The organism is Microbulbifer mixtoriginis (SeqCode) (genome assembly GCF_052467705.1).
Genome location: NZ_CP174322.1, coordinates 4,544,080 through 4,565,120, shown reverse-complemented (window position 1 = coordinate 4,565,120; position 21,041 = coordinate 4,544,080). Strand labels below are relative to the sequence as shown.

Annotated in this window: 15 protein-coding genes; 10 read left to right on the top strand and 5 right to left on the bottom strand. The window is 51.4% G+C overall.

What is annotated here, in order from left to right; all coding sequences use genetic code 11:
- The first annotated feature begins 8 nt into the window (after positions 1 to 8).
- The 6 genes from ACJJIB_RS19795 to ACJJIB_RS19770 all read left to right on the top strand — a co-directional run bounded on the left by ACJJIB_RS19795 (position 9) and on the right by ACJJIB_RS19770 (position 4,508).
- The gene (locus tag ACJJIB_RS19795) at positions 9 to 440 is read left to right on the top strand and encodes a hotdog fold thioesterase (RefSeq protein ID WP_152455066.1); all 432 of its coding nucleotides are present in this window, start codon (positions 9 to 11) and stop codon (positions 438 to 440) included.
- Between the two features lie 30 nt (positions 441 to 470).
- Complete coding sequence (locus ACJJIB_RS19790; RefSeq protein WP_444887303.1) at positions 471 to 1,178, top strand: M48 family metallopeptidase; 708 nt, start codon at positions 471 to 473, stop codon at positions 1,176 to 1,178.
- A 55-nt stretch (positions 1,179 to 1,233) separates the two neighbouring features.
- Positions 1,234 to 2,598 carry a 23S rRNA (uracil(1939)-C(5))-methyltransferase RlmD gene (rlmD, locus tag ACJJIB_RS19785; protein WP_444887302.1) on the top strand — a complete coding sequence of 455 codons (1,365 nt, stop codon included), beginning with the start codon at positions 1,234 to 1,236 and terminating at the stop codon, positions 2,596 to 2,598.
- Between the two features lie 72 nt (positions 2,599 to 2,670).
- Complete coding sequence (locus ACJJIB_RS19780) at positions 2,671 to 3,126, top strand: DUF2750 domain-containing protein (RefSeq protein WP_435583626.1); 456 nt, start codon at positions 2,671 to 2,673, stop codon at positions 3,124 to 3,126.
- A 54-nt stretch (positions 3,127 to 3,180) separates the two neighbouring features.
- Positions 3,181 to 3,564 carry a VOC family protein gene (locus ACJJIB_RS19775; protein ID WP_444887301.1) on the top strand — a complete coding sequence of 128 codons (384 nt, stop codon included), beginning with the start codon at positions 3,181 to 3,183 and terminating at the stop codon, positions 3,562 to 3,564.
- A gap of 14 nt (positions 3,565 to 3,578) precedes the next feature.
- Positions 3,579 to 4,508 carry an SDR family oxidoreductase gene (locus ACJJIB_RS19770; RefSeq protein ID WP_444887300.1) on the top strand — a complete coding sequence of 310 codons (930 nt, stop codon included), beginning with the start codon at positions 3,579 to 3,581 and terminating at the stop codon, positions 4,506 to 4,508.
- A 104-nt stretch (positions 4,509 to 4,612) separates the two neighbouring features.
- Here ACJJIB_RS19770 and mnmH read toward each other — a convergent pair whose 3' ends face one another.
- Positions 4,613 to 5,701 carry a tRNA 2-selenouridine(34) synthase MnmH gene (gene mnmH, locus ACJJIB_RS19765; RefSeq protein ID WP_444887299.1) on the bottom strand — a complete coding sequence of 363 codons (1,089 nt, stop codon included), beginning with the start codon at positions 5,699 to 5,701 and terminating at the stop codon, positions 4,613 to 4,615.
- A gap of 739 nt (positions 5,702 to 6,440) precedes the next feature.
- On the opposite strand from mnmH, the gene ACJJIB_RS19760 reads away from it, so the two are divergent.
- Positions 6,441 to 8,291, top strand: coding sequence for an SLC13 family permease (locus tag ACJJIB_RS19760; RefSeq protein ID WP_444887298.1), 1,851 nt, complete (start codon positions 6,441 to 6,443; stop codon positions 8,289 to 8,291).
- Between the two features lie 2 nt (positions 8,292 to 8,293).
- Here the strand turns inward: ACJJIB_RS19760 and ACJJIB_RS19755 are convergent, their stop codons facing one another.
- Positions 8,294 to 8,740 carry a CBS domain-containing protein gene (locus tag ACJJIB_RS19755; protein ID WP_444887297.1) on the bottom strand — a complete coding sequence of 149 codons (447 nt, stop codon included), beginning with the start codon at positions 8,738 to 8,740 and terminating at the stop codon, positions 8,294 to 8,296.
- 545 nt (positions 8,741 to 9,285) lie between these two features.
- Here ACJJIB_RS19755 and ACJJIB_RS19750 point away from each other — a divergent pair.
- A complete protein-coding gene (locus ACJJIB_RS19750) occupies positions 9,286 to 9,765 on the top strand; it encodes a DNA binding protein (protein ID WP_252083443.1) in 480 nt (159 codons plus the stop codon).
- Between the two features lie 179 nt (positions 9,766 to 9,944).
- The gene (locus ACJJIB_RS19745) at positions 9,945 to 10,526 is read left to right on the top strand and encodes a SixA phosphatase family protein (protein WP_444887296.1); all 582 of its coding nucleotides are present in this window, start codon (positions 9,945 to 9,947) and stop codon (positions 10,524 to 10,526) included.
- Positions 10,527 to 10,545: 19 nt separating this feature from the next.
- On the opposite strand, the gene cobB is transcribed toward ACJJIB_RS19745, so the two are convergent.
- The 3 genes from cobB to ACJJIB_RS19730 form a co-directional block, all read right to left on the bottom strand.
- Positions 10,546 to 11,250, bottom strand: coding sequence for a Sir2 family NAD+-dependent deacetylase (cobB, locus tag ACJJIB_RS19740; RefSeq protein ID WP_444887295.1), 705 nt, complete (start codon positions 11,248 to 11,250; stop codon positions 10,546 to 10,548).
- Between the two features lie 204 nt (positions 11,251 to 11,454).
- Positions 11,455 to 12,762 (bottom strand): NAD(P)/FAD-dependent oxidoreductase, encoded by a 1,308-nt coding sequence (locus tag ACJJIB_RS19735; protein ID WP_444882879.1) that lies wholly within the window; start codon positions 12,760 to 12,762, stop codon positions 11,455 to 11,457.
- A 170-nt stretch (positions 12,763 to 12,932) separates the two neighbouring features.
- Positions 12,933 to 15,218 carry a slr1591 family oxidoreductase gene (locus ACJJIB_RS19730; RefSeq protein WP_444882878.1) on the bottom strand — a complete coding sequence of 762 codons (2,286 nt, stop codon included), beginning with the start codon at positions 15,216 to 15,218 and terminating at the stop codon, positions 12,933 to 12,935.
- A gap of 258 nt (positions 15,219 to 15,476) precedes the next feature.
- On the opposite strand from ACJJIB_RS19730, the gene ACJJIB_RS19725 reads away from it, so the two are divergent.
- Positions 15,477 to 20,654 (top strand): DUF748 domain-containing protein, encoded by a 5,178-nt coding sequence (locus ACJJIB_RS19725; RefSeq protein WP_444887294.1) that lies wholly within the window; start codon positions 15,477 to 15,479, stop codon positions 20,652 to 20,654.
- Positions 20,655 to 21,041: the final 387 nt, after the last annotated feature.

The following is a 21,041-nucleotide window of genomic DNA, read 5'->3' as shown; positions in this document are numbered from 1 at the left end:
TTATTCCCATGGCAATTTGGCACGTTACTCCCACCCTGGAAGAGATTAACCGGGGCACCGCCCAGTGTATGCCCGGGTATCTGGGCCTGGAGATTACCGCAATCGGTGAGGATTACCTGGAGGGCAAGTTGCCGGTGGATCATCGCACTCGCCAGCCGTTCGGTATTCTACATGGCGGTGCCAATGTGGTGTTGGCAGAAACCCTGGGATCTATCGGTGCCAATCTGCTGGTGGATACCAGTAAGTTTTACTGCGTTGGCCAGGAGATTAATGCCAATCATCTGCGTCCTGTGCCGGAGGGTGAAGTTACTGGCCGGGCCAAGCCGGTACATATCGGGCGCACTAGCCAGGTGTGGGAAATTCTAATTTACGCCCCCAATGGCAAACTGAGTTGTATCTCCCGAATTACCATGGCAGTTGTGGCTCATGCCGCTGGGTAAACTTTACCGGGTTTTATTGAGGCGGTTTTTATGAGTGAAGTGCGGGAATATTTTTTTGAAGATATTCCCTACCGCTTGGTGCGTTCGGCAAGGCGCAAGCGCCTGGGTCTGGTATTGGCTCAATCCGGCGTGGAAGTACGTATTCCTCAGCGCTGCGCTGCCCGCCACGGCCATCAGTTTTTGCAGGAAAATATCCAGTGGGTACGCGCCCAATTGCTCGCTGCCAACCAGCGTGCAGCACAGGTGCCACAATATCGGTTTGAGTTTGGTGAGCACTTTCCTTGGCTGGGTAAAATGCGCCCCTTGGAGCGCGCGTCTAATCGAGGTGGTGCGGCAATCATCGAAGAGGCCATTCATCTCTATACCTTATCGCCAACCCCCACAGCGCAGCAATTACAGGGGGGCCTACAGCGCCTCTACCAGCGCGAGGCGTTGGCCCTGTTAACAGAAAAGTCCCAGCGCTTGGCCGAACAACTGGACTTGCAGTTTTCCACACTGCGAATTCGCCGCACCAAGAGTAAGTGGGGGCACTGCAGTATTCGTGGAGACCTGCAATACAACTGGTTGGTATGCCTGGCACCGGAACCGGTGGTGGATTATCTGGTGGCCCATGAGGTCAGCCATTTGCGTCACCATAATCACGGCCGCGATTTTTGGCTGCTGGTACAGAGTGTTTGCCCTCGCTATAAGGAGCTACGCCGCTGGTTGCGCGATAATGGCCACCGCCTCACGGTATAGACTTTACCGACAGGTCCCATTGATTTCAGATGTTTTGAATATTCAGTAATTTCCTATGAGCAGAAAACCGCGTTTTATCACTCCGCGCAAGACGGTAAAAAAATCTTTGCCCACCCAGGCAGAAGCCTGCGTGGAAAAATTCAGCCACGATATGCGCGGTCTTGCCCGTGTGGGTAAAAAAACAGTATTTATCGATAACGCCCTGCCTGGTGAAGAAGTGCGTTTTCGTTATAGCGCTCATCGGGCTCGCTTCGATGAAGGTGTTACCAGCGAGATAATTCAGGCTTCGCCACTGCGCTGTGAACCGCGCTGCCCCCATGTGTCCCTGTGTGGGGGCTGCTCACTGCAACACTTGCAGGCCGATGCGCAAATTGTCGAAAAACAAAAAATCCTGTTGGATCAGCTGGCCCGTTTTGGTGGTATTAAACCTGAGGAAATTTTACCTCCTCTGCTGGCAGAACCTTACGGTTACCGGCGCAAGGCGCGTATCGGTATTCGCCTGGTGAAATCGGCAAAAGGTAAAAAACTCGTTTTTGGTTTTCGCAAAAAGCGCAGCAACGATTTGACCGATATCGATGAGTGCCATGTTTTGCACCCCTCCATCGCTCAACATATTCCCGCGTTGAAGCAACTGGTGGCGGAGAGCGAGGGGCGCGCGCACTTTTCCCAGTTGGAAGTGGCGGTCGGTGATGATGTGGCGGCCTTAGTGTTACGACACCTGCAGCCTTTATCGGAAAGGGACCGACAGCGCTGGCAAGACTTCGCTGAATCATCAGGTATACACATGTATATACAACCTGGTGATGCGGCTTCGATACAGTCTCTGTGGCCACAGATTGGCGAGAATTACCTCAGTTATCGTCTGCCGGAATTTGACCTGAGCCTGCACTTCCAGCCGATGGATTTCTTCCAGGTGAATTTCGAGGTCAACCGACAGATGGTGAGTCGTGCTGTGCAGTTATTGGACCCGCAACCCGGCGAGAGGGTGTTGGATCTTTTCTGCGGATTGGGAAATTTCACCCTGCCATTGGCACGCCGCGCCGGGGAGGTCATCGGTATTGAAGGCCTGGGTGCTCTCACTCAAAGGGGCAAGGATAATGCCGAACTTAATGGGCTGAACAATGTGCGCTTTCACACTGCCGACCTGAATGAGGAAATGGTGAAAAAGGCCTGGGCCAGCGACGGCTTCGATAAAATTTTGCTGGACCCACCGCGCGATGGCGCCCTGCAGGCGGTGCGTGGTATCGCCCGTTTCAAGGCGCAGAAAATTGTTTACGTGTCTTGTAACCCGGCGACTCTGGCGCGGGATGCCGGGGAATTGGTTCAGCTGGGTTACCGTCTTAAGCAGGCCTGTGTTATGGATATGTTTCCGCAAACAGCCCATGTGGAATCCATGGCGGTATTTGAGCTGGATTCCTAAAGCCATTTATTCAATTTTTTTCCGTCTCTGTGTGTCATTTAAAAAGTCCTGAGGAGCGGAGGTAAAGCGGTTTTGCCTGATGCCAGAGCAGTGGCCTGTGCGTTGGTGCGGGGGGCAAACTGGCGTAAACTGCTGGCAAACTTATCAAGCGAAGATGTTATGCAAAGCGAACCCTTAACTGATGATTTTGAAGAAAACTGCGCACGTTTTTTGCCAGAGGCTGCCGAACAGGGCTGCGTCTGGGCGCTGCAGGGGGAAGAGGGCTTTGCGTTGTGCGAATCCGAAAAGCGCCCACAAACTGAAGTGATGCCCTTTTGGTCCCAGCGGGAATTTGCCCAGGCACACTGTGAGGGCGATTGGGCGGAATACCAAGCGGTAGCTATCGACCTGGAAGAATTTATGGATGACTGGCTCACCGGTATGCACGAGGATGTACTGCTGGTGGGGCTGAACTGGAACAATGAGCTGGAAGGTGTGGAGCTGGAACCCATCGACCTGCTGGAGCAATTGGAGCAGGAGCTGCAATAAGCTGCGCCATAGTGCCCCACCCAGCGGATAAAAATTAAACAACGGGGTGTCTTAATGGAGCAGTTTCTCGGCCTGCGTACAGTAATTTACGGTGTAACAGATATTGCAGAGGCCCGTGCCTGGTATGCGCAGCTGCTGCAGAAAGAGCCCTATTTCGATAGCGATTGCTATGTGGGTTTTCATCTCGGCCATTGTGAACTGGGCCTGAATCCGGATGCGCGCAGCGCGATCAGCCGCGCGGATGGGGTGATCGCCTACTGGGCGGTTGCGGATATGGCCGCACAGGTCGAGCGTCTTGGAGCCATGGGTGCGCGACAACACAGCGATGTGGTGGATGTTGGCGAGGGCGTACTGATGGCGAGTTTTCTCGATCCTTACGGCAATATTATTGGCCTGATTGAGCAATCCCAGGCCGTGTCGGAGGATTCGAACCAGTAAACGGAGCAGTCCCCGTGAACAAACCACCAGTTTCCAGTTTTCGAAAATCTCCTGATAGCTTTGCCGCAGAGAGCCTTGCCCAAATTGGCCGTGGCTATGTGGCGCCAGACAGAGTCGCTCTGATTACGGGATGTTCCAGTGGTATTGGTCGCGAACTGGCCCTGGCCTTACATCGCCGCGGTACTATTGTTATCGCTACCGCGCGACGCCCGGAAAGCCTGCAGGAACTGGCGGACCTGGGCATCGCTACCGAAGCTTTGGATGTTAATAGCCAGGCAGATATTAACCGGGTGCTACACGCTCTCAAGGCCGCCTACGGTCGCCTGGATATATTGATCAACAACGCCGGTTACGGGCAGATGGGCCCACTGATGGAGCTGGATACCCGTTCCTTGGAAAACCAATTTCGCACCAATGTATTTGCACCGCTGGCATTGGCGCGCGCCAGTGTGCCGTTGATGCGCTCGGGCAAGGGCGCTGTAATTTGTAATATCGGTTCCGTATCCGGTGTTTTGGCTACCCCTTTCTCTGGGGCCTACTGCGCTTCCAAAGCGGCCCTGCACACACTCTCGGAAGTCTTGCGCCTGGAACTGAAACCTTTTGGCATTCGCGTAATGACAGTGCAACCTGGGGCTATTGCCTCAGAGTTCGGCCGCCACGCGGAAGTATCACTGCGCGGTCTCCTGCCTCCGGATTCAATGTATAAGCGCCAGGAGGAAGTGGTGCGCGCCCGCGCACAGGAATCTCAACAAAATGCCACCCTGGCCAGTTCCCTGGCAAGTAAGTTAGTACGTGAACTACTACGTAAACGGCCGCGCACACTGGTGCGTATCGGCAATCGCAGCCGCCTGTTGCCCTGGCTTGCGCGCTGGTTACCGCATAAATTGCGGGACTGGATTTTATTGCGCCGTTTCAAGTTAAACCGTTTGGCGCACAAGGTATAAGTGAGGCTTAGGACTGCCTCCCCGGTGTTTTTCATTTGAGTGATTAATTACTTTTCTGCTCGATGCATTACTAAAATTATCTACATAAAATTTTTAGCTATTAACTAACAGTCGCGCCTGTGATTCAGCCAGTCCTTCACTTCTGAAAAACTACCGCGAAATAGGATAGGGCTGTCACGCTTTTCCATCAGGTGGTTGTAACCACCATCGTAATATTCTCGCAATAAACACATCACCAGTGGAATATAGGCCTCACTGTTCCCACTCTGTTGTAATTCTCGATTTGCATCCATAAGTTGTGCATCCAATATTTGATGGCGTAATCCACCGAGGCGCTTGCGGATTTTACTCAGGTTGTTGCGCAGTTCTTCTCCCAATGTCGCTGCGGAGGAATTGTCAGCAGTTTTAAAGCGCGGCAGGGCCTCGCACACATAATCTTGCACAATACGCCGGGCTCGTTGCTCCAGCGGTTCCTCCACCAGGACTCTGGGAGCGCTTTTCATGGCATTTTGTAATACTGGGGGCAGGGCACAGCGGCCAATAAGCCGGCTTTCATCCTCGATAAAAACTGGTCCGGTAGCTTGCGACAGCTTGAGTAAATCGATACCCACTTGGTTTTCAAAATCAATTTGAGAAGGCTGATCACAACCCGTACGGCCAAAGCTGGAGCCGCGGTGCCTGGCAATTCCCTCCAGGTCGAGTGCTCGTTCTGCACCCTGAATTAACTCTGTCTTACCACTGCCGGTGTGACCGGCAATAACGATCAGCGGCAGCTCTTGGCTCAGGCCTTCCAGCTTGCTGAGCAGATAGGTGCGCATAGCCTTGTAGCCACCATCAACTAGTGGATAATCAATTCCCACATCTCGCAATAATTTCTGTGTAGTGCGCGAGCGCAGGCCGCCACGAAAACAGTAAAGGTAACCCTGGGGGTGGCGATGAATAAATGTACTCCAAGCGTTGAGTCTATGCTCTACGACTTTATCCGTGGCTAGTTGCCATCCCAAATCAATAGCGGCCTGTTGCCCCTGCTGTTTGTACTCTGTACCAATTAACTCCCGTTGTTGGTCGTCTAATAACGGGTAGTTTTCTGCATGGGGAAATGCTCCGCGCTGAAACTCCACCGGTGCTCGTACATCCATCAGCGGAATATCGTGTAGGAATAGATCACGGTAATTCGTAGTATTTTTGCGCAAGGAGGGTCTCCAATATTGCTGTGGAGAGCTTCACTCATTAATGAGGGCTGACCACTCTGAGGCTCTTATAGAGTTAATCAAAGAAACTTTGGTCGATTGTAAGGCTTTTGCTTGTTTGTACGCCAATCCACTTTAGCGGTTAACAGAATAAAATGGCTCCAGGGTATGTCACCACCAATAATTGAGGAGCTAGTAGAGCATTAGTCGCGAGTACTTGTGGCTAATTAGCTGAAGGTGTATGTAACGCTTTGGGTTAATTTAGGGCAGGGCCCTTTATGCTAAATTAACAAATAAGAAGAAAAGATATGGTTGGTAATAGGGTGAGAATTTCAATAGGGAGCAGTTATTAATAATTTGGTATCCGTTATGGTTTGGATATCATAATTTTTGGTGAAATTTGACGCCACTAAAATACCTGGGCAGAAAATATCTCCGGATATTCCAATATTTTTATCTAATTTTACACTTTGCCCTATTAGCATAAGTCCAATTAAAATTTCCCTTAATCGTAATAAGAAATATAGATTTCCTATTGGTCCATAAAACTATTGGAAGATTGCTCTCGACTTCCATTGAAACCGATCCATTGAACTTGGTTGGCGCAAATTATGCCTCTAAACGATCAGTGAAGAGTGGTCTTCCGGCGCCTTTATTCCCGTCAATACCTTATCCTTGTATACCCTGAATGAGTTGCCCCGTGGAATTCTTCACGAGTGCTTCATTCAGGAAATACGTATTTATGACCCTAGATCAGTTGCTTATTCTAATCATTATCGCGATTACTATAGCGCTGTTTATCTGGGGGCCTTGGCGCCACGATATGGTGGCGCTCTCTTCCCTGCTCGCTTGTGTGTTTTTTGGATTAATTCCCCCTGAAAAAGCATTTGCTGGATTTGGTCATCCGGCAGTGGTCACTGTGGCCTGCGTGCTGATCCTCAGTCGTGGCCTGCAGAATACCGGAGCTATGGGAGCCCTGGCCCAGCGGGTAGTGCCTCGAAGCGGCAATATCACAGTATCAATGTTACTCCTGACTGGGCTCGGTGCTCTTCTATCAGGGTTTATGAACAATGTGGGGGCTTTGGCGCTGTTGATGCCGGTAGCGGCGGATATGGCGGAAAAACAGGGCCTGGCTCCGGGTAAGGTGCTAATGCCCTTGTCTTTCGCCACGATACTCGGTGGCATGACCACCCTGATTGGCACGCCGCCAAACCTGGTGGTCTCCGGTTTCCGCGACAGCGCCGGGGCCGGCAGTTACGGCATGTTCGATTTCACCCCGGTGGGCTTGGCAGTGACCCTGGTTGGCCTGTTCTTTATCGGCCTGCTTGGCTGGCGCCTGGTGCCAGGTCGCGGCCAAGCGGGTGCGTCCAGTTTCGATACCGGGACTTACCTTACTGAGGCACTGGTTGGGGAAAAGAGTGCGGCAGTGGGTAAGAGCCTGGGTGAAATTGGCAAGGTACTGGGGGCTGAGGATGCACAGGTAGTCGGGTTGGTGCAAAGCGATGCTCGGGTAGCGGCAGTAGCGCCCTGGCAGCGGGTGCAAAGCGGGGACATTCTGGTAATCGAGGCAGAGCCCGCATCCTTAGCAGCGAGTCTTACCAGGCTTGGACTCACCATGGTTGGTGGGGCTGAGACAGAAAAAGACAAGAAAGTGGTTGTACAGCTGGGAGGGGCAAAGCCGCTGCAGGACGAGGATTCTCGGGATAAGAGTAAGGAAAAGAGCGGCCCCACCGGTGAGGAAATGCAGTTGCGCGAATTGGTTGTAATGCCCAATTCTACTTTGGTGGGGCGCTCGACTCAGTTTTTACACCTTTCGACCAACTACCAGATTAATCTGCTGGCCCTCTCCCGGCGCGGACGCCGATCGGTGAAGCGCCTGCGTTCTACGCCGTTGCAGGCGGGCGATGCCCTGCTGATGATGGGTCCTGATAATCATCTCAATAGGTTTGCCCGGGAACAGGGCTGCGTGCCTCTGGCTCAGCGGGATATCGGCATGCCGAACAAGGAGAAGGCAGTCATTGCCCTGCTTGCTATGGCATTGGGAGTTGCGGGTGCAGCCTTTGGCCTGGTCCCCGCAGCGGTCTCATTTGCTACCTGCGTGCTGGCTTTTATGGCACTCAAGGTTGTGCCGCTGCGAAACATTTACGAGGCCTTGGATGGTTCTGTGATTGTTTTGTTGGGCACATTGATTGCCGTGGCAGAGGTGATGGAAAGTACAGGGGCGGCGGACTTGGTGGCACAGGTGCTGCTGGATAGTTTGGCTCAGGGTAGTTCGGTATTGGCTCTGGTGTTGATATTGATCGTTACCATGACACTGTCGGACTTTATGAACAATGTGGCCACTGCGGCGGTGATGTGTTCAATTGCTATTAGTACCGCTGAACAACTGGCGGTGAATCCGGACAGCTTTCTAATGGCTGTGGCCATCGGCTCATCCTGCGCTTTTCTAACCCCGGTGGGCCACCAGAACAATACCTTGATTCTGGGGCCGGGGGGGTTCGATTTTGGTGATTATTGGCGCATGGGGCTGCCCCTGGAGATACTAGTGGTGCTTGTGAGTATCCCCATGTTGCTGTGGGTATGGCCGCTCTAAGCTCAGGCGATGGAGTCGTCCACAGGCTGCGCTAATTCCGCAAGATAGTTGCTACAAAATCGCAGTATATCGGTCACTGTGACGATACCCACCAGTTCTCCTTCACGCATGACCAGTACCGAGCCGATACCCGTATCGGCCATAGCCATTAGGATTTTATCCAACGGATCGTGGATATCGGCAATAAAGGGCCGGCGCGCGCACAGGTCGTGGACATAGAGTTGTTGCTCTTCCAGTCGGTGTCCGGGGGCGTTGGCCCTTTCGATATCTCCCTTGGAGATGACCGTTTCCAGATCGCCGGCACGGGTTACTGGCAGATGGCGCACCTTGTGCTCTTCCATTAGCGAAAGGGCATCCTCAACGGTGGCATCAATATCGATGTGATAGGGAAACGGCGTCATCAGAGCCGCTAAAGTGGGCATGTGATGAATATTATGGGTACTGGACATAGCGAGCGTCAGGTATCCAATGGTTTTTGGCAATGAGTGCTATAACAAAAGTCAGCGCAATAATTTGCAATTGGCGACTGCGGTTACAATATAGCCAAAATAGGGATGTTTGAATATCCTTTTGTTCAGGCGAATATCCACGCCTTTGTTACATTTTGTTAGCAATAACCGTGAAGATTCCTATTATATTCAAATGATAGAGCGTAAACGGTTGATATTTGTTGGCGAAAGATTATTATTCGCGACCTCAGCCGAGAAATATAATCAGTGTTTCGGGTTCAATACCGGAAAAGGCTGAAGTCGGCTAGCTTTTAATAATGCATTTGCCGAATATATCTAGCGCTGGAGTCGACCGGTGCAAGGGTATCTCGTTTTTCATTCGGCTAATTCGTAATATGCCGAATATAACATCACTTAACCGCCAGTAATCGGCTAGTGGTGCTGTTAACAATTTTGATATTTCGAATAACCGGACTCGACTCTGTGTCGGCCTCCGCCACAGTGTTTTCTCTGTATTTTTAATAACCGTCGTTGAGGTTTATTGAATGTTCCAGGAATACGAACAACTCGAACAGCAAATTGCCGAGCATCAGGCAAGAATCGAAGAACTGCAGGAGCAAATGGCTCAGGCAGAACGCAAAAAAGATGGCGTTATCGCGTTTGATAAGGCACTGGTTAATCTGGCTGCCGAATATCAGATGGAAGAAGAGGAATTCTTCGTTGCACGTGGCCGCCAGGTCGTTGAGTGGCTGGTAGACCAGCTGAATGATGAAGACGCTCCTGACTACGTACAGACTCTTAAGTCTCGCGTTGCCCGTCACCTGAAAAAAGAGGGCGATAGCCCCCGTCGCGGCCGCCGTGCTGCAGCTACTGCGAGCAAGTCTGCAGAGCCCAAGCTGGAAACCGGTCACTACCGCAATCCGTATACCGGTGCCACTGTAGAGAAGAAAAAGCGCAACCCTAAAGCGCTGAGCCAGTGGATCGATGAATACGGTCTGGAAACCGTTAAAGAGTGGAAGATCTAATTCTGCTCAGGTTTCCTATCCAGCATCGGTAATACCGGTGCTGGATAATCTCCACCAGGGTATTCTTTACATTTCTTAAAAATTTAAACGCATTCTCCTGCATTTCATCGAATATGGGTTTACTGCCCCTATATCCTTTGCATAACCTCCAATTATTATTGGATTGAGAGCATCCTTTTGTGTTTACCCGAATTACCAGTCTGCTAATCATTGGCTTTTTAAGCTCGCCTTGGGTCAATACTTGGGCGGAAAGCGCGACATCAAATACCAATAGCCAGACCAATAGCCAGGTTATTTATTTGGTGCGCCATGGGGAAAAGGAGCTGGGGCCTAATGCTGGCAAAGATCCACAACTAGCAAAAGCTGGCAAGGCCCGTGCCGAGCAGTTGGCGCGGATACTCAAAGGTGTGGAAATTGATGCGGTATACAGCACCGATTTTACTCGCACCAGGGAAACTGCCCGCCCATTGGCTGAACAGCGAGGTTTGCCGGTACAAAGCTATGATTACCGTAAATTAAAAGAGTTTGCCGTGGATTTGGACCAGGCCGGCGATCGAATCTTGGTCGTTGGGCATAGCAATACTACGCTGGAAATGGTGGCCCTTCTCGGAGGGGAACAAGGTGCTCCAATTAGAGAATCCGATGAATACGATCGCCTCTATATTGTTATTCGTGATCGAGGCCAGGTAACCACTCTGTTACAACGCTACGGTAAGGACAGCAGACAACATCACGTAGCTGAACTTTCGCAAACGCAGTAGCCGCTTAGTTGTGTATACGCTAGTCGAGCAGCTCGCGCACAAAATCTCTAACAATCGCCGAGGCCGGTCCGTAGCGGTGCTCGGTGAAAGCATCACCCACACTGCTGGGTTCTAAATTTAATTCCACACTGTGTGCTCCCGCCAGGTTGGCACATTCTACAAATCCGGCAGCCGGATAGACATTGCCGGAGGTGCCAATACTGATAAACAGGTCGCACTGGCTCAGGGCTTCGTAAATCGCCTCCATCTGCAGCGGCATTTCCCCAAACCACACCACATGGGGGCGCAAGGTACCTGGTAGTCCACAACAGTTGCAGTGATCGCTAACCAACAGATCCTCCCGCAGGGAAAACAGCTGGCCGCTGCTGCTGCAGCGCGCTTTGAGCAGTTCGCCATGCATATGGATCAGATGATGGCTGCCGGCGCGCTCATGGAGGTCATCGATATTTTGGGTAACCAACAAAAACTCCCCGGTGAACTCTTTTTCCAGTTCGGCTAAAGCCTGATGAGCTGCGTTGGGTACTACATCTCCAGATATTAGATGTTGACGACGTTCGTTATAAAAACGCTGTACCAGTTGGGGATTGCGCTCAAAAGCTTCGGGGGTAGCGACATCTTCGATACGTTGGTTTTCCCATAGGCCGTCGGCCCCGCGAAAAGTACGGATACCAGATTCTGCGGAGATACCGGCGCCGGTCAGCACCACGATACGTTGATATTGCATAGGAATTAATTTCGTCAAGCTGCTGTGATTAGGGCATAAAAATATATTGGACAGTTTACGGAGATCAATATTTTATCGAAAGCCTGAAAGCTTTAGTTATGTAGAGCAAGAAAAATATTACGGTTGATAGGCATAAATCAGATGGCCAAGTTAAAGCGGCCAAGATTGACCGCTTAATTTATTGAGATAACTTTTTTGGTTTCCTCAGTGTAATTTAAGACGAGGGCTCACCGCGCGGTTGGCCTGTCCAATGAGATAAAGCAACATCGCCTTTGGCCAGCCGTGGATTGCCGCCAGGTGCATGCGATAGAGTGAGCGGTAGGCAAAACCTGCAATACGCCCTTCTACGGTGAGACTGCCTTTTACCAGGGTGCCCATCAAATTTCCTACCGCAGTGTATTTACTCAGTGAAACCAGGGAGCCTCGATCCCGATAGTAAAAATGTTCCAGGGGTTTGTTCTCAATCAAAGCGATCAAATTGGAGGCGGTGAGTTTGGCCATCTGTTGTGCTGCTTGAGCGCGCGGCGGTACCCGCTGATCGTCACCATCGACGCAACTGGCACAATCTCCCATGGCAAAAATACTTGGATCAGTTTGAGTTTGCAGTGTGGTTTTCACCTCTATTTGATTGAGGCGATTAGTGGCGAGCCCATCGAGACGGTTGAGAAAATCGGGAGCTTTGACCCCAGCGGCCCAGACGCGAATCGCTGCGGGAATTTCCATGCCGTCACCGGTGGTGAGACCCGTGGGATTGGCACTCGCGATACTGCAACCGGTGAGTACGCGCACTCCCATTTTACTCAGTTCGCGCTCGGCGTTATTGCCCAAGCGCGCCGGCAGGGCCGGCAACAGGTGCGGTCCGGCTTCGACTACGGTGATACCAATAGCGTCCGAGCTGATTCGCCCATAGTTGCCCATCTGCTTGCTTGCATCCACCAGCTCTGCCGACAACTCCACTCCGGTAGCGCCGCCACCAACTATAGCAATCTGCAAGCTGTTCTTAGTGTGGGTTTCCAGGCGCAAAAAATGATTGAGAAGCTGCTGGTGGAATTTCTGTGCCTGCTCACTGCTGTCGAGAAAGACGCAATGATCACGTACGCCGTGAGTGTGGAAATCGTTGCTCTTGCTGCCGATACAGAGAACTAAATAATCGTATTCCAGTTCGCGAGAAGCCACCAACTCATGGCCCTCGTCATCCAACACCGCCCCCAAAGTGACAACCCGACGCTTTCTGTCGAGAGACTGTAGCGCGCCGAGCTGGAATTCATAGCCGTTAGCGCGGGCGTGTACTTGATAGTTAAGGGCGTCCATATTGGCGTCTAATGCGCCAGCGGCAACTTGATGGAGGAGGGGCTTCCAGATATGGGTACGATTCTTATCGACCAGAGTAATTTGTGCTGTGGGAGAGTTGTGTCTTTTTCCCATGAACGGAGTAAAACTGAAATAGTGCCCGAGCCGCGTGGCTAGATGTAGCCCACTAGCGCCGCCGCCGATGATCACAATTTTTTTCATGGTGGGTGGTCTTCCTGTCGATTACTAATAAGCCGACTCCCCAATCTGTGAAGACCTATCGCCGCAATACATGGTTAGCGGCGCTTGTTTTGCTGCCAGTATCCTCCGCATTGGCAGTGATATCAACAGGCCCGAACAAGTGATGATAAATAGAAATAAAAGCGGAATGATTACACTTGGCTGTGTTCCGCCTCGCTATTGTGAGTGATTAACTGCCGCCAGTGGCCATCCCGACGCAGGCGTATCTTTGGCTTGGGGTTGCCCCTAGTGTTGATCACTCCAATGATGGCGGCCTGGCTGCAGCCACTCTGTAGTAGGGCGCGAACGCAGGCTTCAGCCTTACTGGCAGGAACAGCGGCGAGCAGGCCACCACAGGTCTGTGGATCAGTGAGTAGCGCCCAGTGTGGTAGGGATTGCCACTCCCGGGGGTTTTCCACAAAGGAATAGGCACTGGCGTTCTGCGGTTGTAGGCTGGATAACCAGCCGCGCTCAATGCACTGACGGGCGCCGGGAATCAGTGGCAGCGGCTCGGCGATTAGAGTGGCACTGAGCCCGTCGGGTTTCAGCATTTCCAATAAGTGGCCGAGTAAACCAAAGCCCGTGACATCAGTGAGAGCGTGGGCGCCGTGTTGGGCGAAAACCCCGGAAGCGGCGGCATTGCTGTGCAGCATGGTCTCCAATGCCTTTTGCAGCCAGCGACCTTTGGCTTCCCCCATCCCCTCGGCGGCGAGAATGGTGCCGATGCCCAAGGGTTTACTCAATATCAGACAGTCTCCTGTGTGAGCCCCACATTTTTCCAGCAGTTGCTCGCGCTCAGCCAGGCCGTTCACAGTGAGGCCCAACTGCATCTCCGCTCCTTCGGCAGTGTGGCCACCGGAGAGTACGCAATGGTGGCGGTTGAGTTCGTAAATCGTACCGGCGAGCAGCTGTTGTAAGTCCCGTTGGGTGATTTCTTCTGCCGCGGTGGGCAAGGTGGCCAATACCTGTGCGCTCACCGGGCGGGCATGCATAGCGAACAGGTCAGAGAGTGCGTGCAAAGCGGCAAGTCGCCCGAACAGCCAGGGGTCTGCAACCGGGGCGCGCAGTTGGTCGGAACTCTGCACCAATAATTGCGAGGCGGGCAGGTCCATCACGGCGGCATCATCTCCGAGTCCGCGCAGTAGGTACTCAGATTGCTGTATGGGAAGCTTGGCCAGAGCGCCGCGTAGTACTTCAGGGCCTACCTTGGCACCGCAGCCATTGCAGCGCATGCTCGCCAGAGAGATGCCTTGGCGCTGGTTGAGTATCTCGCGAGGTTGGGCGCTCGGCATCTCTTCCATGCTGATGGACAGATCGCTAAAGCGCTGCATAAAGTTGCGATCAATATGGTCTTTCCAGCGCCACAGGGGGGCTCCCACTGCGGCAAGTCCATTGCGCACCGCAACCGCGCGCTTGCCGCCACAGGCCAACAGGCTCAGAAAGCGCTTTTGCGGTCGGTAATTTTTCAATGGCTGTCCGGTGAGAGTGGCGCGCAGATTGTGAAACAGCACCGGCCCTTGCCGCACTGCGTAGACACCTGCCTTGGGCAGCGGCCCGGCGGAAAAACTGGCCACGTCACCGGCGGCAAAGATTTCCTGATGTCCCTGGGCACGCAGTTTACGGTCTACTACTACGAAGCCTTTATCGTCCAGAGCTAGCTGGGAATCCGCCAGCCAGGGGGGAGCACAAGCGTTGGTTGAGAGCAGCACCTGATCCAGGTTGAGTAGCTCGCCATTGTTGCTGCGTACGCCCTGCTCTGTAATTTCTGATACCGGCCAGTTGTGATGTATTTCTACGCCGAGGCTATCGAGCTCACGGGCCACTAATTTTCGCGCGAGGAAAGGATAGCCTTGGGGGATTTCATCAGCTCCGTGTATCAGGTGTATTTGTACGCGCCCGGAATAGATCTGCTCCTCCAGGCTATAAGCCATTGCCATGGCCAGTTCGCAACCACCGGCACCGCCGCCGACAATACCCAGGCGCAGAGATGTGCGATTTTTCTGTACATGTCTCTGCAGTTTTTGCCAGAAGTTGTAAAAATGTCCGATAGGCTTGATGGGGATTGCCAATTCTGAGCCGGGCAGCTCACGCACCGGGGTGGCACCGACATCCAGGGACAAGAGGTCGTATTCTAATGGTGGACGCCCGAGCAGTGATACCGTGTGCGCCTTTACGTCGATATGGTGGGCACAGGCCTGAATAAAACGAGCGCCTGCAGCGCGACACAGGCGCGCCAGATCGATATGGGTGTCATCCAGTGAATAGTGGCCCGCTACCATCCCCGGCAACATGCCGGAATAGGCGGTTTGGATTTGTGGAGAAACCAATGTCAGGCGCGCACCCGGCAGCGGGTTCATTGCCCACATTTGCAACACAATGGCATGGGTGTGGCCACCGCCGACCAGAACGATATCCTGGTAGTTAGGATGCTCCTGCATTTTTGCTCACTACTGATTTCTGCAACAGTTGCTGGGGTAAAGCCATTGCCCGCCAGCCAAATTCTCCCGCCGTGCAAATTCACTTCTGGATAAATTTTAGACAGCGTGAGTTGGGGCGAGACTGATCACACGACGTCAGCCTTCATTATCGCGAATCGCGACGCCAGGGTAAAAAAAACTGTGGGGCTGGTCTTTACTTTATGGGCTTGGCTGTCGTTGCAGCTTGCGTTCAACTCATTTCGCGGCGCGATTTTTCCAATGCCAACAGAGCCTGCCCGTCATAATGCCCGCTTTCATCACCTGCTGTGGTGGTTGATTGGCGGATTATTATTGCTGGAAGGCTTTTCATTCGTGCTTTCCGGTTTGGTACGCGATAAGGCCAGTACATGGATGGCCGAACGCGGACTGGATTTTCAGGCGCAACACTTTCGAGTGTCTCTGCTGGACTTAAGCTTGTTGCTTGTGGATGCGCGTGCAATCAACCGCGAAGGGAGAGGGTTTTCCGCCCAGGAAATTCTGCTGGATTACAGTTGGTGGCAGTTGCTGCGTGGTCGCGCCAATCTGCCTCGAGTCTCTATTAGTGGCGCCTATATGGATCTGCAATCTGTGCCGGGAGAATGGCGCAGAGAATGGGAGGTGGGCGGCTGGGATTTGGCACAGGTTGAGCGCAAGGATAGGGATTTTAAGCTGGCAATCGAGCGAGCACGAATTCGTAATAGCGAACTCTGCTATTTACACAAGCCCATCTGGTCTACAGCCTCCTGCGTTTACATTGGCGATATAAGAGCGCGGGATTTCACCCTGGGGCTGTGGCGTAAAGGAAACGTTCCCCTAAAAGTTGATATTGCCGCTGCTGGGATTGAATTACACGAATTATTAGCCAGAGAGAGAAAGTCTGCGCGATATAGCACTACTTTGGCGCATCTGCACTTGAAGTCTGGGGATTTTCGTTGGCCTAGTTTGCGCACCGAAGCGGATGCCTTCCACGCAGAATTTTTTTCCAGTTGCCCGCCACAACAGTGGGCCGATGCGATTCACGGATTACAGCGCTTGATCGGCCACTGTGCCGCAGCGCGTCGTCTGAAAGCCGCTGGGGATTTAAAATTTGATTTTGGTCGTGTCGCTATGGCGCAGTGGCGCCGTGCCAATGGCGAAGGTGTTTTATTGCGGCGCAGCGATCAGCGTTGGCAGGACTGGCGCGCAGAAACCATTACTATCCGCGATTTTGATTATGTTCGCCCGATTAAACGGTTGCGCTGGCGTCGTGCGGGCGCTACCGCCTTCGATTGGTGTCCACAGCACTTGCGCGATGCCAAACACCACTTTTGTGTGCGAGCCACCACCCTGAATCTCCCCGGTCCTACCAAGTTTGACTGGAATCAACCGCTCAAAATAGTTACCGGTCCCAGTCGCGCCCAACAGGTGCGCTATGTGGATGTCGCCCAGCCTCACAGGCAGCCTCTGACAGCATCGCAAGCTCGGCTGGGTCCACTGGAGTTTGATAAGGCCAGCCGAATTCTCTCAGTGGGCAGTTTATCGGTGGATAGTGCCAGCGGCTGTGTGCCCGGTGAATTGTGGGGTAAACCCGACCACTGCGTGCGCTTAGCTGGTTTACGTGGAGAGGAAAAAGTGGCGCTGCGTTTTGGTTCGCAGTCAAAGTCGATTCCATGGGGAGCTGCTAGTGGGCCAATGTATCTGGGACAGATGCAGCTAGAGGGATTGGCAGAAGAGAGGCTGCGACTGCGTCAATTAAAGTGGGAGGGTATCGACACTTTAGCATCGGATACACCTTACTCAATTCAGGATTTTTCCCTGGAATCCTTGTCTGGCTGCTTATCGCGTGGCTTGCTGCCTGAGGGCTTGGGGCCCTTGTGCGCCCAGCTCAGCAGTCTTAAGGGACGAGGTAATTTTGCCTGGAAGCCAGGTGAGGATGGGTATGCCATTTTTGGCAAATTGGGGGTGCAACGACTCATGTTGGGAGATAGTCCCAGCGGTAATAAAGGGCTTTTACTACAGAAAATGGCCAGCGGTAGCGGATATTTTCGCCGCGAAGCCGTTGAAGATCCCTGGGCTGCCAGCGCCATGGCATCAAGTATCGGCCCGATAGAGGCGGATTATGGTACGGAGAAGGGCAATCTAGAGGAACAGGGGCCTCAAGCCAGTAACCAAATGGCCAGTGTGAATGCGCCAAACTTCAAACTGGAAAATGCCAGTTTGCAGCGCTTAGATGGTTGCTTACCAGATTCTTGGGCACGGTTAATTTACCGAGATTCCCTGCCGCTTGAGGAAATGCCCACTTGCTTTGACTTTCGTGACTTGCGCCAGCAACAGCCTCTTCGCATTGCTTGGCGCGGAGGCTTTGATATTGCCACTGCAGAATTTTCTATCGAGCGTGCTCTGGCACACACGACACAAAATCGCTCCCTGCTAAATATTGAAGACCTGAATTTACCACTGGTTAGAATCCGATATTTACCGTCTGCGGCGCTCAGCACTTATATCGCCTTGCCTGAAAGTGCACTGGAAATACTGGATATTTGCCTACCGGATATCGCGGTACTTTCTGATATTCACATTCGCTGTATAGACCTGCAGAAGTTGCATTTAGGCGAAGCCTTCCACTTGGAGTTTGGTCGACAGCAAGCATCGGCCAATTTGAATGACTCCAGCATTGCTCAGATTCAACTGCTGGAGATGGACGGAATAGCTGCACTGGATATTCAACAGCTATCTCTGCCAGAATTAGAATTTCTCTGGTCCCGCAATGGTGCTGCCACTTCAGAAATAAAGTTTGACAAGCTGTCTGCAGAGTCCCTATTGGCTTGTCTCCCACAGCGACAGGGCATAATGGGAAAACTCCCCCATTGTATATACAGTCGGGACTTGCACTCTATCAATAGCAGTGGGGTGTCACTGGGAGTGACAGAATTTACCCGTGCTGCCTCTGCCGAGCCCATTTGGCAGTTTGCAAAACTTGACATTCCTCGGATTTATTTTTCCCCCGGCTCCATCGATCTCTACGATTTAACGATCGACAATATCTTAGTTTGTGGTTTACAGCGCCTGTTCCCTAGTGAAATCGATGGGGCAAACCTGGCTGACTGTATTGAAACACCACAGATAAAATTTACGGGTAACCCAATTAGTATCGGCTTTGAAAGTAGCATTGATCGGATTAGTTCTGGCGCTGTTTACACTGGTCCAATCGCTTTTTGGCAAAAAGGCAGAGATTTCCTGCAGGCAGGCCTGCAACAGTTGAGTTTGCGGGGAGTCAACTGGAATGGTGGGAAGGACTTTTCTGTTGCCGACTTAAAGATTCTCAATACCCGGGTGTGCCTGCCAGACTCCGGCAAGATTGTAACGATAGAAAGGCTTGAGCGATCCAGAGCTGGAGATACGCGGAGCTGTTATGGCGTCGATGAGCTGTATATGCCAGGTTTGCAGCGCGTATCCCTAAGTCGGCCTTTTACTCTTGAGGGCTCCTTACATTTAGCTGGTCTCTCTATTCCACGCAAAAATACTGAGCCAATTAAAATACCCAACTTTCAGCTGGATAATATCTCTTTTGAGGGGGAGGCACTGGTACGGGTGCAGGGTGCCAGTGGCTGTTTACCCGCCGGACTTTTGAAAGACAAAAATATTGCCCCTTGTTATCAGTTGAGCCAATTACGCTTGGGAGGTATGGAAAGTCTACAAGGGGCGACCGGGAGGGTTTTTCTGCTCAGGGACATCAGTGTGGCGGAAATACAAATGCTTGAGAAGGGCTTTACGCAAGCATTGTCTTTCCCGTTGTTGAAGACGCAGAGATTGCAAGTGGAGCAATTGCGTTTGGAGGGACGATCTCTAGGAGTACAACAACTACGGCTTCTGAGTATCGCCAGCTGTATTCCCGCCGGTTATTTTGATCAAGGGATTCATTGCTTCAAACTCGGAGCCGTTGAGTTGGATGGTAACTTCAATGGCGTACACGGGCTAACTCTTCCACTGTTTAAGGTTGAGAATATTGATCTTTTTTCACCGCGAGGTGAATTATTAGTAGAGGGGGAAAGTATTGAGATTGCCCACTTTTCTATGAATTCAGAAGAATGGTACTTCGCCTGGGGGGAGGCCGTACATTTCCATTTCTTCAATCGGGATCCTGGTGTTCCCGAGTTTGAACGCCACAGTACCGTTGGGGACTTTAGGTTGTTGCATATTAAAGGCTTGAGTTTCCATAAGCGTATGGAGTTATTGACGATTGATTTTATCGACTTCCTGCGCCCACGTTTTATCTTGTTGAGGGATGAGCAGGGTCAGTTTCCGGTAACCTGGGAGATTGCCGAACTGCGAGGGATACCGATTAATCAATATCTGCATAGGAAGAAAAAACACCGGCCTCCACTCTTATACCATATTGGTGATATCCACCTACGCCATGGTACTTTTACCTGGGTGGATCGAAAACATGAGTTTCGCGCACGGCTGCCAGTACGAGATATCAATCTTAATCTCAGTGATATCAGCAATGTGGGGGAGCATCCTCCAGCTGTGATTGTCGCAAATGGCCGCCCCGGTGGATTTGGCGATATTCAATTAGGCGGGACAATAGACTACTTGGGGCAAAAAAAATGGAATGCGGATCTGACTGGTTACCTGGCTAATGTAAATCTGATACCGGCTACGCCTTATATGGCCAAGCTACTTGGTTTCAAGATACTGCAGGGGCAGATGGATGCGGTGGTGAATATCCATGTCTATGAAAATCAATTAAATGCCTTTGCCGATGTGGTGTTGGAGAAAATAAAGGTTCGGCGTGTACGAAAAGATGATCAATTATCAGTTAAGAAGAGGTTTATCCCTCTGAACCTTGCCCTTTGGCTGTTAAAAGACGGTAAGGGGAATGTGAAATTTGGTATGCCTGTAACCGGTAATATCCGCGATCCAAAGTTTTCTATGGAGTATGTCTTCAGCGAGTTACTACATAAAGCCATTATGGATGCTTTGTTTAGTTACTTCACCCCCTATGGTATTTATCTTTTGGCTAAATTGGCCTGGGGGCGATTTATGGCGAAGTCCTTTGATTCCATTGATTTTGCTCCCGGCAGTGCGGAGTTAAGTGGTTTGGCGCTGGCACAACTTCAGCAAATGGTCGCAGTGTTACATAAACATCCAGATGCCCGTCCTGGTATTTGTGGTATTGCCAATGCCAGGGATTGGAATGCAATGTACCCAAATTCAACAATTGGTCTACGCGGTAGTCGCAGATTTTTATCAAATTTCTACCGTAGGCCGTCGATTTTCTTGCGTGAAGAATTTGAGAAGCTAGCCTTAGAGCGCAGTCGAAAAGTTGAGCGCTATTTGATTGATGCAGGTATCCCAGCTGCTGAGCTTATTCCTTGCGCACCGGATTATATGGGGCGTGACTTTGGTGATCCAAGAGTTGAATTTTCTAATTAATATCAGTGATATATTTCTAAGGGAAGTTGATATTTGGTGGGGTGCCTTATTCTCTATGCTGGAGATATATCATCCTCTTGGATGAGTGTTTTGTGGAAGTGTAAGTGGCTATATTTATCAGTGTGGAGATATGTTGTTATTAATAAATGAAATACTTCCTATATTCTAGCTTGCTTTATTTATCAATAAAATCTGCAAGATATTTCTATGTTTTTTCAGTGGAGTTTGGGTTATAAATGCCCAAAAGGTAAATCATATTATCATATCTTGAAGTGCTTCTCATTTTTGTGACATAGTTGGGATGAGTATACCTCTCTTTGGGTAGTGCTATTTACTACTGATATTGCGACTATCTGTCAAATTATTTACTGCTATAAGTATTCAGGG

Excerpts from the sequence above, each read along its gene's own strand:
- ACJJIB_RS19755 (WP_444887297.1), bottom strand. The coding sequence starts at position 8,740 with ATGTCCAGTACCCATAATATTCATCACATGCCCACTTTAGCGGCTCTG.
- ACJJIB_RS19775 (WP_444887301.1), top strand. The coding sequence starts at position 3,181 with ATGGAGCAGTTTCTCGGCCTGCGTACAGTAATTTACGGTGTAACAGAT.
- ACJJIB_RS19750 (WP_252083443.1), top strand. The coding sequence starts at position 9,286 with ATGTTCCAGGAATACGAACAACTCGAACAGCAAATTGCCGAGCATCAG.
- cobB (WP_444887295.1), bottom strand. The coding sequence starts at position 11,250 with ATGCAATATCAACGTATCGTGGTGCTGACCGGCGCCGGTATCTCCGCA.
- ACJJIB_RS19760 (WP_444887298.1), top strand. The coding sequence starts at position 6,441 with ATGACCCTAGATCAGTTGCTTATTCTAATCATTATCGCGATTACTATA.
- ACJJIB_RS19725 (WP_444887294.1), top strand. The coding sequence starts at position 15,477 with ATGCCAACAGAGCCTGCCCGTCATAATGCCCGCTTTCATCACCTGCTG.
- rlmD (WP_444887302.1), top strand. The coding sequence starts at position 1,234 with ATGAGCAGAAAACCGCGTTTTATCACTCCGCGCAAGACGGTAAAAAAA.
- ACJJIB_RS19735 (WP_444882879.1), bottom strand. The coding sequence starts at position 12,762 with ATGAAAAAAATTGTGATCATCGGCGGCGGCGCTAGTGGGCTACATCTA.
- ACJJIB_RS19795 (WP_152455066.1), top strand. The coding sequence starts at position 9 with ATGGCAATTTGGCACGTTACTCCCACCCTGGAAGAGATTAACCGGGGC.
- ACJJIB_RS19730 (WP_444882878.1), bottom strand. The coding sequence starts at position 15,218 with ATGCAGGAGCATCCTAACTACCAGGATATCGTTCTGGTCGGCGGTGGC.
- ACJJIB_RS19790 (WP_444887303.1), top strand. The coding sequence starts at position 471 with ATGAGTGAAGTGCGGGAATATTTTTTTGAAGATATTCCCTACCGCTTG.